The sequence below is a fragment of the Roseibium sp. RP-7 genome (genome assembly GCF_053005225.1).
Map to the genome: position 1 here is coordinate 557,390 of NZ_JBRKQA010000001.1, position 11,987 is coordinate 569,376.

Below are 11,987 nucleotides of genomic sequence, written 5' to 3' on the forward strand. Positions count from 1 at the left end.
GGTTCCGGTTGAATTCAAGACGGGGCAGTGCCAGTGACGGCGCTGCCCCGTCTTTTTGCATTCTCCGGCGCCTGAAGCCGGCAGTGTTTCAACCGTTTCCCTGCCGAGGTTGGCCATATTGAAAGCCAGCTGGCGCGGGTCAAGAAAGTCAGGATCTAAATAAGTACAATTTCGTACATAGCTTATATCTTTCAATACTCTAGGGAAGTTTCAGGCTTTTTTAAATTTGCGCTGCGAGGATTGACCTGACGCATAGGCGTTTAAGGATCGACTTCGTGAGCCGTTCGGCAAAAATTTTTGCAACCGGATACTTCCTGGCCAGCTGCCTGTTGATGCTCGTCGGCTCGTTGATGCCAGCGCGCGAAGGGCCGGTCGCGGTATTCGCATGGCCCTGGGGTGAAAGCGCGGTCAGTGTCATCGCCAGATCGGGTGGCCCGGTACTGTTCGTCGGGGACAGAAGCTGGGTGGCGCTCACCGAAGCCGGTGAACAACAGTCCATCGCAAATCTTTACCGGTCAGGCGCCGGGTTTGTGGCGTCTTCCTTCATCGCGCAAGCCTGTGCGCGATTGAGCGGTGTCTCCCTGGAGCAGTTGAAATGAACGGTGTGGAAATGTCTCAAGCGGATCAGATGTCGGTTCAGCTTTCCGGTCTGGACCAGTTCCGGCAGAAGTTTGCGCGGATGCTGATCCATTTTATCTGGGTGAATGTCTTCCTGGTCATGGGAACGGCCTGGTGGGTAGGCTATGTTTCGCTCGTGGCGGTTTGCGGGGCAGCCTTGCTCCTGGGTGTTGCGGCCACCGGTACATGGATCAAGTTCGGAGCCGGCGTCGAAACGCGTCTTGCCACCTCCATGTCCCTTGCCGGGCTGGTTGCCCTGTTCGTGGCCGCTCTGGCGACGCCGGATGGCCAGATCACCTATCAGCTCGACGCGCATATGTATTTCTTCGCCGTTCTGGCGATCCTGGCCAGCTGGGTCGACTGGCGGGCGCTGGTTGCCTATGCAGCCGTCGTCGCCGTGCACCACCTTGTCCTGAATTTCGCCATGCCCTGGGCCGTTTTCCCCGGTGGGGCGGATTTCAGCCGCGTGGTCTTTCATGCGCTTGTCGTGGTTGCGGAAGTCGGCGCACTCTGGTGGATGACCGACAGCCTGGCACGAGCGTTTGCCGCTTCCGACAAGGCACGCGAGGAGGCAGAAGCCGCTCGCGCCCAGGCAATGGTGCTGCAGCACCGGACCGCTGAAAATGACGAAATGGAGCGCGCCAAGCAGAAGGTCATCAACGAACGCATCATGGCGTTTGAAAGTGATATCGCTGCCAAACTGGACGGTGTCGGCCTGAAGGTGCGCGAAATGCGGGATGCCGCAACCGAGCTGGGAACCGTTGCCGAAAACACCTCGTCGCGTGCAGGCTCCGTATCGGATGCGTCCGAAACGGCGTCCTCAAACGTGCAGATGGTTGCTTCCGCCGCAGAAGAGCTGTCGTCCTCGATCGCGGAGATTTCGCGCCAGGTCGAACAGACCACCGGCATCGTCAACCGGGCGACGGAAAATGCGCAAACCAGCAACAGCAAGGTCGCGGGCCTTGCGAATGCGGCCAATCGGATCGGCGAGGTCGTCACGCTGATCCAGGCGATTGCCGAACAGACCAACCTTCTGGCTCTCAACGCCACCATAGAGGCGGCCCGCGCGGGTGAAGCTGGCAGGGGCTTTGCGGTTGTTGCTGCCGAAGTGAAGGAACTGGCGACACAGACGTCCAAGGCAACGGAAGAAATCGGCGCCCAGATCGCGGCGATCCAGGCGGAAACCAAGGACGCGGTGGAATCCATCGGAGTGATTGCGACGACGATGGACGAGGTCAACAGCTATACGGCCGCCATCGCTGCCGCCGTTGGCGAACAAGGCGCGGCGACCCAGGAAATCTCGCGCAATGTGGCGGAAGCCGCGGACGGCACAGGACGGGTTGCAAACAACATCGACGGTGTGCGGGAATCTGTCGAACGCACCAGCCACTCGGTCGGTTCCATGGTCGAGGCGGCCGAAACCCTCGATCTGGAGACCCAGGACATGCGCCGGGCAATCACCGCCTTCCTGAAGGATGTCGCGGCCTGAGAGTACGGCCGCAACAGATCGTGATCTTCTGAAACCGGCGGCCAGTCCGCCGGTTTTTTCGTTCTTGGGGTGCTCTCCTGTCCTGCATGCTTGACCTGATGTCGCTTGAATGCCATGAGCCGCCCCTAACGAACCAGCGTAGCGAATGAAAACGTGCCACGCTGGCAGCATTCTTCACCCTTGCGGACACTGACGCCAAACGATGCCTGCATCCTCCTTCGCGCCCGGAACGGTCCTGCTGCTGGACCTGTTGAAGCAGCGGTCTGCGCTGTTGTTTGAGGCGCCGGATGAGGTGATCACTTGCTCCCGGCTCGAGGAGGTTCAGGGCTGCCTCGAACAGCTTGAGGCCGCCCAGACGGACGGGCGCCATGCGGCAGGCTACCTTGCCTATGAACTGGGTTTTGCCTTCGAGGAAAAGCTGCGGCAACGGTTTCATCAAACAGAAGAGCCGTTGCTCTGGTTCGGGCTGTATGGCGCGCCGGCGGAACTGGGTCTCGACGAAGCCAAAGCTATGCTGGAAAGCGTGGCTGGCGACGGCGAGGCTGCCATCGGCAAGCCGGAGTTCGATATGGACAGGGCCGCTTACGATACGGCCTTTGCCCGCGTCCGCGACCATCTGGCGAAGGGCGACATCTATCAGGTCAACCTGACCATGCGCGCGCGGTTCCGGCACCAGGGGGCTCCTGAACGGATCTTCCAGACCCTTCTGCGTCGCCAGCCGGTGGAATTTGCCGCTTTCCTGCGTCTTGAAGACCGGACGATCCTGTCTCTCTCGCCGGAACTTTTCCTGGAGCGACAGGGCACCTGCCTGCGGACCAAACCCATGAAGGGCACCGCGCCCCGAGGGCGTTACGCTTCCGAGGACGCCACGATTGCGCGCACGCTCTCAAGCGATCCCAAGCAGCGGTCCGAAAACACCATGATCGTCGACCTGATGCGCAATGACCTGTCGCGCATCGCCGACACCGGCACGGTCAAGGTGACCAGGCTGTGCGAGGTGGAGCGCTACCAAAGCCTTCACCAGATGACCTCGACGGTCGAAGCTGAAGTTCCTGATGACGTCGGCTTTGCACGCATCGCCGAACATCTCTTCCCCTGCGGTTCGATCACGGGGGCTCCGAAACTCAGCGCCATGCAGATTGCCCAGGATCTGGAAACCGGCCCGCGTGGCGTCTACACCGGTTCGATCGGCTATCTCGCGCCTGGAGGCGATTTCCGGCTGAATGTCGCCATCCGGACGCTGGTGCTGCGAAACGACGGCAGCGGCGAAGCCGGAAGCGGGTCCGGCGTGATCTTCGACAGTGGCGCGTCTCCCGAATACGACGAATGCGCCTTGAAACTGAGGTTCATGAGCGAGGACACGCCCGGCTTCGATCTGATCGAGACGCTGGCTTATCACCCGGGCGACGGCTATTTGCTTCTGGAACGGCACATGCAGCGCCTGCAGGCCTCATCTGCCTATTTCGGCTTTCCTTTCCGCGAAGAAGACGTGCGTGAGGAGCTTCTGCAGCATGTTCGCACCTTTGCCGGTTCCAGGCGTGTGCGGCTGTTGCTGTCGGCGGATGGCGGCATTTCGGTCACGTCGACGGATCTTCCGCCGGCCGGTCAGGAGGCCGTTTTCAATCTGGTGATTGCGCAAGAAACCACTTGGTCAACAGACAGGTTCCTGTTCCACAAGACCACCAACCGGGCCTTCTACGATGACACGCGCCAACGGTATCAGGCGGAAACCGGTTGCCAGGAGGTGCTGTTCCTGAACGAGAACGGCTATCTCACCGAGGGCAGCTACACCACTCTTTTCGTGAAACGGAACGGCAACTTGCAGACGCCTGCGCTTCGTCACGGGCTTCTCCCCGGCACCTTCCGGGCGGGGCTTCTGGAATGTGGTCTGGCAAGCGAGGCAGACCTTACGCTTCAGGATCTGCAAGAGGCCGAGGAAGTCTACGTCGGCAATTCCGTGCGCGGTCTGATACGCGCTCGCCTGCTTTCGGAACAAGCGAGTGGTTCGTGGCACATGGAAGCCGGGCAACACAATGAAACCACCCGCAAGGCAGGGTGATAACCGGTACGCTAAGAGAGCAGCGCTGACATCTCAGGCATTGTCCCAGGGAATGACTGTCAGCTCCGGCCAGAGGGCCTTCATCCGTGCTGCCTTTTCCGCATAGGTTTCCGGGTTCGGCTGTGTGTAATTGGGCACCAGCCGCATGCCGAACAGGTTGGCAAGGCCGAAAGGTGCATGCAACACCATGCGCCCGTCCTCTTCGAGCCGTGCCGCCACCGAATGGGTGCGCGAGGCATAGGTCGTCAGCGAATCCATGGCACAGTCGAGAGGGCGGTATGGCCTGCCGAAACGGCTCTCGTACCACAGGTGGACACGAGCCTGATTTCTTACTTCCAGAAGGCTCGCCAAGTCGGGCAGGGCCTGGTTGACCTTGCCGATAACATCGTCCTCAGCCTCATAGGATAGATCGGTTCCGTCGAAATAGATGATGTCGAAATCCTTGATGCCGTGCAGCAGGGGGCGGTTGGTGAGGACGTTCCAGACAGTCTGGTAGATACCGCCCGACACCAGCCAGGCATCAGGAAGGGCAAGGTTGCGGACGGTGGCCAGGATTTCCATTACATGAGGCACGGTCCTGAGGATCTGCTCAAGACCTGCCAGCCGCGTCTCCTCACTGGCGGCATAGGGATCGCCCAGCCTTGCGTCGCGTACATCCATCTGCAAATCGGCGGTCATTTCCGGATCCTCTTTTCGCGAAGGGGCAACCTATCCGATTCTCAACGTATCGCGAGCCGTGCATGATGGGGACCATGCACGCGAATGTGTCCTCCGCAGATATGCGCGCTACCGGATGAGGGGCACCGACTTGACATGAAGCAGGTAGGCGCCATCTCCTTCGGAGACGTTTGGTTTTTTCAGGAATTGCCGATGTACCTCTTGCCACGCACACAAATGATCGCCGCACTGGCCGCTTGCGGGGCGGTGCTTGTCACCGCTCTGCCATCCGCTGCCCAATCCGGACGGCCGAATTCCACCGCAATGTCCTGCGGACAGGTTCAGTCCATGATCAATCAGCGTGGGGCCGTCGTGCTCAGCACCGGGCGCTATACGTTCGACCGGTATGTGGCCAACCGGAGCTACTGCCAGCATGGCGAGGTCACGCGCCGGGACTACATTCCAACGAGGGACAATGCGAAATGCTACGTGCTTCGCTGTATCAATCCCCAACCCTGGCGGTATGACTGAGCCGTATCCGGGGTGGTTGCCCTCCCGGACTTCAACAGGAGACGTCATGTGAACCGACTTTCCAGAAACGTATGTTTCGGCTTCCTGGCGTTTACCTGGCTCGGGGTCACTGCCGCCGTAGAACCGGCCATGGCACAGGCCGGGCGTCCGGACACGCGTTCAATGACATGTGCCCAGGCTCAGGAACTGGTCAGGAAAAGTGGCAGCATCGTCCTGACGACCGGCCAGTCGACCTTTGACCGCTTCGTTGCAAACGGTAGCTATTGCCGGCCGCAAACGGGGCAGGTCCGTGCGAAATTTGCTCCCACGCGCGACAATCCGCAGTGCTCCGTCGGCTACAGGTGTTTCCAGAACCGGACGCAGCGATAAACGGGATCCTTCTGCAAAAACAGGATAAAGAGGCACAAGTCTTAACCGCCTTGCAGGCTTTTCTTGCTATTTCATGCGCGGACGGGGCAGCGCTGTGTTGCATTTGGAAACCGTTTCACAAATATGAAATACGGATTACCTACTGCTGGAAATCATAGCCATTTAATACATGACTTCGCCTGAATACTCAGGAAAGGCCTTGCGATGAACGAGAATAATACAAGAAAACAACTGTTAATTGCGAAGTCCACACTTCAGGCAGGCCTGTTTATGTGTGCGGCTCTTGTCCCTGTGCTGCAGGCGGAAGCGCAAACCAGGCGTCAGCCCGATACCACGCAACTGACCTGTGACCAGACGCAGGACCTGATCAAGAGATTCGGGGGCATCAATCTGAAATCAGGCCCTTACAAGTTCGACCGGTTTGTCGTCGGTCGGAACCAGTGTTTCTCGGGCCAGACGGTGCGGCCGACATTCGTGCCGACCAAGGACAACCCGAAATGTTCCGTCCTTGTCTGTGCAGAGATGGGGCAGGCCCGCCAGTAAAAAGGCCGCGCGATGGTGTTCGCGCAGCCCCTTTTTCCAGTCTTGCGAAACGCCGGTTCAGCCTCTCAGCGTGCCACCGGTTGCCTTCTCGACATTGGCAATGATCTTCTTTGCCACGGCGTCGATTTCCTCGTCCGTAAGGGTCTTCTGACGCGGCTGCAGTGTCACGTCGATGGCGACTGACTTCTGGCCCTCCGGCACACCCTGACCTTCGTAAATGTCGAATAGCGTGACATCGCTGATCAGCGTCTTTTCCGCGCCACGAGCCGCTTTGAGCAAGGCCTCGGCCGAAATGTCCTTGCCGACAAGGAACGCGAAGTCGCGTTGAACCGGCATGAGGCCACTGACATTGAGGGCACCCTTCGAACGGCCACCCTTGCCCTTGGGTTCGGGCAGCGCATCGAGGAAGATCTCGAATGCGACCAGCGGTCCTTCAATGTCGAGCAGCTGCAGCGTGCGCGGATGAACTTCGCCGAACACCGCCAGAACGTTTTTCGGGCCAAGCTTGAGACAACCGGACCGGCCCGGGTGGAACGTTGCCGGGGCATCTGCAGACACCATCAGTTTGTCTACCGGTGCGCCGATGGCCGCCAGCGCTGCTTCGGCGTCCGCCTTGGCGTCGAACACGTCAACGGCCTGGGAAACACCCGACCAGTGCCGGCCTGAACCCTGAAGCTTCGCAGACCCGCGGCGCACGCCGGTTGCGACCATCTTCTGGCCTTCCGGAGTATCGTTCTCGAACACCTGACCGACTTCGAACAGGGCGACGTTGCCATAGCCCCGGTCGGCATTGCGCTGTGCCGCCAGCAAAAGGCCGGGAAGCAGGCTCGGGCGCATGTCGGACATCTCGCTGGAAATCGGATTGGCCAGCGCAAGCGCAGCGCTGCCGCCACCGAAGAGTTCAGCGTGATCCTTGGCAATGAACGACCAGGTAACCGCTTCATTGAAGCCACGGGCGGCCAGTGCCCGGCGCGCCTTGTTGCGGCGGATCTGTCCGGTGGTCAGCACCTTCTGGCCGACGGTACCGGTGCGTGGCAGTGGTGTGAACGGAACACGCTCCAGACCGATGATGCGCACAACCTCTTCCACAAGGTCGGCCTTGCCTTCGATGTCCGGTCGCCAGCTGGGCGCGGCCACCTTGACCGTGTCACCGGCGCCGGAGATCCAGAAACCGAGCGACTTCAGGGTGACGTTTGCTTCAGCAGGCAGAACATCGACGCCGGACAGGCGCCTGATTTCCGAATAGGGGAAATCGATGATGTTGCTGGTATCCGGCACGGAACCGGCCTGCACCGTTTCGGACGGCTCGCCGCCGCACAGGTCCATGACCATGCGCGTGGCATATTCCAGACCCGGCATCATGTAGTTGGGATCGACACCACGTTCGAAACGATAGCGTGCGTCCGTATTGACGCCGAGCTTGCGCCCTGTGGCCGCAATGTCGTCCTCGTCCCAAAGGGCGGATTCGATCAGCACGTTGACAGTCTCTTCCGTGCAGCCGGAAGGCTCGCCACCCAGGATGCCACCGAGACTTTCAACGCCGTTGTCGTCGGAAATGACGCAGATCGTGTCATCGAGCTCGTAGCTCTTGCCATTGAGGCCGTCGATCTTCTCGCCCTGCTTGCCGCGGCGGACAACCAGATTGCCGTGAACCTTGTCGGCGTCGAACACGTGCAGCGGCCGGCCCTGATCGAAGGTGATGTAGTTGGTCATGTCGACGAGGGCGTTGATCGGACGCAAGCCGATGGCGGTCAGGCGGTCCTGCAGCCATTTCGGCGAGGGACCGTTCTTCACGCCCTTGACCAGGCGCAGGCCGAAGGCCTTGCACATCGGCTTGGTGTCGCCGAAATCGAGCGTCACGTCGACCGGGCAGGGGAAGCTGCCGCGAACCTGTTCGTTGCTGCGTTCCTTCAGCTTGCCGAGGCCGGCTGCGGCAAGATCACGGGCAATGCCGTATACGCCGGTGCAGTCCGGACGGTTCGGCGTGAGGCCGATTTCGATGACCGGCTCATCGAGGCCGGCCCATTCGGCATAGGCCATGCCGACCGGCGCATCCGCCGGCAGGTCAATGATGCCGTCATGTTCGTTGGAAAGTTCCAGCTCGCGCTCCGAGCACATCATGCCGAAGCTTTCCACGTCGCGGATCTTGCCCACGGAAAGCGTGACATCAAGGCCGGGAACATAGTCGCCCGGCTTGCCGAGCACGCCGACAAGGCCGGCGCGGGCATTCGGCGCACCGCACACAACCTGCACCGGGTCGCCCTCGCCGGTGTCGACCTTCAGGACGCGCAGCCGGTCGGCATTCGGGTGCTGTTCGGCTTCCAGAACCTTTGCGATTCTGAACGGCTTCAGGCGGTCGGCGCGGTTGGTGACTTCCTCGACTTCCAGGCCGATCAGGGTGAGACGTTCAACGATCTCTTCCAGGCTGGCGTCGGTTTCCAGATGCTCCTTGAGCCAGGAAAGGGTGAATTTCATCTTTCGATCTCTTCAAACTTGGTGCGGTCTCAGGACCGCGAAACGGGACGTGGAGGCCTCAGTTGCCGAGCCGGTCCACTTCGGGAATGATGGTCGCAGCGCCGTAGTTTTCGGCAAAGCGGCGGCCGATGTCGGAAAAGTCGCGGGTCCAGCCGCGCACGATCTCCGGCGTGATCTGCTGTTTGGTGGCAATCGCCTGGGCAGCTTCCGTCTCGATCCGGTCCCGCAGGATGCCGAGTTCGACCTGGGCGGCATATTCGGCCCGGTACTTGCCGAGCCAGCCCATGGCCACAATCAACACCATCACCAGAAGGGCCGCGGTGCTGGTCAGGCCGGCCCACTTGGCGGTACCGCCGATCCGCCGGTCGCTGGCGATCAGAACGATCGAAGCAATGGTCAGGAACGCCACGATATAGATTGCCTGCAGGAAGCTCTGGTACTTTTCGGCCGAGCTAGCCTCGTGGCCGGCACGCAGACGCGTGATCCGGTCACGGAGATAAAGCAGCGCGTCGGCTTCGGTGCCCAGCTTCTCCCGGAAATAGGTATCGCAGAACCGCAGCCGGCCCCGGTTCTCGATCTTGTCCGCGCAGGCCTCGAGGAACGAGGTCGGTGTCGCGACGCGTGTTTCCTGGTCGCTGGTCTGCGCGGCTGCCGGCAACAGGGCGGCAACGGTCAGCATGGCGGCAAGAACGATGCGGATCAGCAATGACATGATGGCGCCCCCAAATTCAGGCGGTTAACTGGACAGACCGCCGAACAGTGTCGGCAGGTCGAGTGGGCGGAAGCCGTAATGCTGGATCCAGCGGACGTCGGCGTCGAAGAAGGCGCGCAGGTCCGGCATGCCGTATTTCAGCATCGCGATGCGGTCGATCCCCATGCCCCAGGCAAAACCCTGGTAGACATCCGGGTCGAGGCCACAGTTGCGGATGACGTTCGGATGAACCATGCCGCAGCCGAGAATTTCCAGCCAGTCTTCGCCCTGGCCGATCTTCACTTCGCCGCCGGATCGGTCACACTGGATGTCGACTTCCATGGACGGTTCGGTGAACGGGAAGAAGCTCGGGCGGAAGCGCATCTTGATGTCGTCGACTTCGAAGAAGGCCTTGCAGAATTCCCGCAGCACCCATTTCAGATGACCGAAATGGCTGTCCTTGTCGATCACGAGGCCTTCCACCTGGTGGAACATCGGCGTGTGGGTCTGGTCACTGTCGCAGCGATAGGTCCGGCCCGGAATGATGACGCGGATCGGTGGTTCCTGATTACGCATGGTGCGGATCTGCACCGGCGAGGTGTGCGTGCGCAGCAGCAGCCGTTCGCCGTCTTCCTTCGGATTGAAGAAGAACGTGTCGTGCATCTCGCGCGCCGGGTGGCCTTCTGGAAAGTTCAGCGCGGTGAAGTTCAGCTCGTCTGTCTCGATGTCCGGACCTTCCGCAATGGAAAAGCCCATGTCGGCGAAGATCGCCGTCAGTTCGTCGATGACCTGGCTGACCGGGTGAATACGGCCGGTCTCCGCCGGTGTTGCGCGCAGCGGCAGCGTGATATCCACCTTCTCGCTGGCCAGCCGTGCTTCCAGGGCCGCTTCCGCCAGCACATCCTTGCGGGCGGCGATGGCGTCGGTGACCTTCGCCTTGAGGCCGTTGAGGGCAGGGCCCATCACCTGGCGCTCTTCAGGGGTCATCTTGCCGAGCGTTTTCATCTGCTCGGAAATTGAGCCCTTCTTGCCAAGGGCGGCAACGCGGATGTCTTCCAGGGCGGCTTCGGTCCCGGCGCCTTCGATGGCGGCCAGAAGATCGGATTCAAGTGTGTCGAGGTTGGACATGCGTACTCGGTCGTCGGTTCGCGCGGTGCGCGCGGAGGTGTCGAAACAGAAAGTCGGGGTCTTTTAGCGAATAATGGCGGTGATTGCCACGGCCTCATGCGCATTATTGCGTGAGTTCCCGAAGAGAAGAAAAGCGCCGGAAATAAAGCGCGTTAGCGCGTAAATCGACCGCAGGCGGGGCCCTGCAGCTCGATGAGGCGCACGTCGATCCCGGAAAGAGGCTGAGAGCCACTGCAAAGGCCGGAACGGCGGATATGTGCGGTAAGGTCGCTCATGGGGCGTCAATGTAGCGAAAGGCGAGGCGTTGGCAAGCGGAAAAGGAGAGGCAGCCTTGCGCCTCAATCTGGCCAACACGTAGCGGCGAGCCCCAGGCACCGGAACTCAATCCCCACCCGGGCGTTTACCTTTGAACTCCCTACTGTTTGCCAACGTCCGTGGACAGAAGGGCGTGGGCAGGCAACTGAGGGGGTAACATGGCACGTGGAAGAGATGCGGGCAGTCCGGAAAAGATCCCGCCAATGGGCTGGCTGGATATCAGCTACCGGGTGTGGAACGCGGTCCAGCGCGACCACATCGACCTGATCGCCGCCGGCGTTGCCTTCTACGGTCTTCTTGCGATCTTCCCGACCATAACTGCGTTCACGGCGCTGTCAGGGCTTGTGGTTGAACCTGTCGAGGTCAGCCGTCAGCTTGAAATGATCGAGAACTTTCTGCCGAAGGAGGCGTCGCAAATCATTCTGGCGCAGGCCGCAGATGTAGCAGGCAGCGAGAATGCGGGGCTCGGCTTCGCCTTCGTCATCGGTCTGGGCATCGCGCTCTATTCCACCTCCAAGGGCATGGCCAGCCTCATGGAAGGACTTAACATCGCCTATGACGAGGTTGAGAAGCGGGGCTTCATTGCGCTGAAAGCCCGAACCTTCGTGATGACGATCCTGCTTGTTTTCGCTCTGGTGCTGGGGTTGGTGTCCGCCCTTCTGCTGCCGGTTGTCTTCAGTTATCTCGCCTTGCCGGACTGGTTGGAGAAGGTTCTGTCATCGGCCCGCTGGATCATTCTGGGATTTCTGACCGTCACCGGTCTTTCCTTCGTTTACAGGTTCGGGCCGTCTCGAAACGATGCCAAATGGAAGTGGATCACGCCCGGGGCGGTCATCGCCTGCCTCTTGTGGCTTGCCGCATCCTACGGGTTCTCGGTCTATGTGGCGAACTTTGCCAGCTACAACAAAACGTTCGGCAGCCTTGCCGGCGTCATCATCCTGCTGATGTGGCTCTGGATTTCGGCGTATATCATCTTGCTCGGGGCCGAGTTGAATGGCGAGATGGAAGCGCAGACCCGCCGCGACAGCACCGTTGGTCCGGACCGGCCAATGGGCACACGTGGTGCCGTGAAGGCCGACATACTGGGCAAATCCATTGCAAGTGCTGAGTAG

General features: G+C 60.6%; 11 protein-coding genes. 7 read left to right on the forward strand and 4 right to left on the reverse strand.

All coding sequences use genetic code 11. The features are described from left to right. Positions 1 to 275 precede the first annotated feature (275 nt). The 3 genes from ACVDG9_RS02515 to pabB all read left to right on the forward strand — a co-directional run bounded on the left by ACVDG9_RS02515 (position 276) and on the right by pabB (position 4,166). Positions 276 to 599 (forward strand): hypothetical protein, encoded by a 324-nt coding sequence (locus ACVDG9_RS02515; RefSeq protein WP_022999673.1) that lies wholly within the window; start codon positions 276 to 278, stop codon positions 597 to 599. Next, the gene (locus ACVDG9_RS02520) at positions 596 to 2,107 is read left to right on the forward strand and encodes a methyl-accepting chemotaxis protein (RefSeq protein WP_055657396.1); all 1,512 of its coding nucleotides are present in this window, start codon (positions 596 to 598) and stop codon (positions 2,105 to 2,107) included. The genes ACVDG9_RS02515 and ACVDG9_RS02520 overlap by 4 nt, the downstream gene beginning before the upstream one ends. A gap of 202 nt (positions 2,108 to 2,309) precedes the next feature. After that, the gene (gene pabB / locus ACVDG9_RS02525) at positions 2,310 to 4,166 is read left to right on the forward strand and encodes an aminodeoxychorismate synthase component I (RefSeq protein ID WP_447237231.1); all 1,857 of its coding nucleotides are present in this window, start codon (positions 2,310 to 2,312) and stop codon (positions 4,164 to 4,166) included. Between the two features lie 33 nt (positions 4,167 to 4,199). Here pabB and ACVDG9_RS02530 read toward each other — a convergent pair whose 3' ends face one another. Then, positions 4,200 to 4,844 carry a nucleotidyltransferase family protein gene (locus ACVDG9_RS02530; RefSeq protein WP_447237232.1) on the reverse strand — a complete coding sequence of 215 codons (645 nt, stop codon included), beginning with the start codon at positions 4,842 to 4,844 and terminating at the stop codon, positions 4,200 to 4,202. Positions 4,845 to 4,979: 135 nt separating this feature from the next. Here ACVDG9_RS02530 and ACVDG9_RS02535 point away from each other — a divergent pair, with 135 nt between their 5' ends. From ACVDG9_RS02535 to ACVDG9_RS02545, 3 genes are all read left to right on the forward strand, one after another. Next, positions 4,980 to 5,354 (forward strand): hypothetical protein, encoded by a 375-nt coding sequence (locus ACVDG9_RS02535; RefSeq protein ID WP_022999677.1) that lies wholly within the window; start codon positions 4,980 to 4,982, stop codon positions 5,352 to 5,354. Positions 5,355 to 5,402: 48 nt separating this feature from the next. After that, on the forward strand, positions 5,403 to 5,723 hold the full coding sequence (locus ACVDG9_RS02540; RefSeq protein ID WP_447237233.1) for a hypothetical protein: 321 nt from the start codon (positions 5,403 to 5,405) through the stop codon (positions 5,721 to 5,723). A 270-nt stretch (positions 5,724 to 5,993) separates the two neighbouring features. Beyond that, positions 5,994 to 6,266 (forward strand): hypothetical protein, encoded by a 273-nt coding sequence (locus tag ACVDG9_RS02545; protein WP_022999679.1) that lies wholly within the window; start codon positions 5,994 to 5,996, stop codon positions 6,264 to 6,266. Between the two features lie 57 nt (positions 6,267 to 6,323). On the opposite strand, the gene pheT is transcribed toward ACVDG9_RS02545, so the two are convergent. From pheT to pheS, 3 genes are read right to left on the reverse strand one after another with little or no spacing between them, the layout of a single operon-like run. Further along, entirely contained in the window at positions 6,324 to 8,741 is a 2,418-nt protein-coding gene (pheT, locus tag ACVDG9_RS02550) for a phenylalanine--tRNA ligase subunit beta (protein WP_022999680.1), read from the reverse strand. Between the two features lie 58 nt (positions 8,742 to 8,799). Next, positions 8,800 to 9,453, reverse strand: a complete 654-nt coding sequence (locus ACVDG9_RS02555; protein ID WP_022999681.1) for a hypothetical protein — start codon at positions 9,451 to 9,453, stop codon at positions 8,800 to 8,802. A gap of 24 nt (positions 9,454 to 9,477) precedes the next feature. Further along, entirely contained in the window at positions 9,478 to 10,560 is a 1,083-nt protein-coding gene (gene pheS / locus ACVDG9_RS02560) for a phenylalanine--tRNA ligase subunit alpha (RefSeq protein ID WP_168686433.1), read from the reverse strand. A gap of 473 nt (positions 10,561 to 11,033) precedes the next feature. Here pheS and ACVDG9_RS02565 point away from each other — a divergent pair, with 473 nt between their 5' ends. Then, positions 11,034 to 11,987: a YihY/virulence factor BrkB family protein gene (locus ACVDG9_RS02565; protein ID WP_447237234.1), complete on the forward strand. Its 954-nt coding sequence runs from the start codon at positions 11,034 to 11,036 to the stop codon at positions 11,985 to 11,987.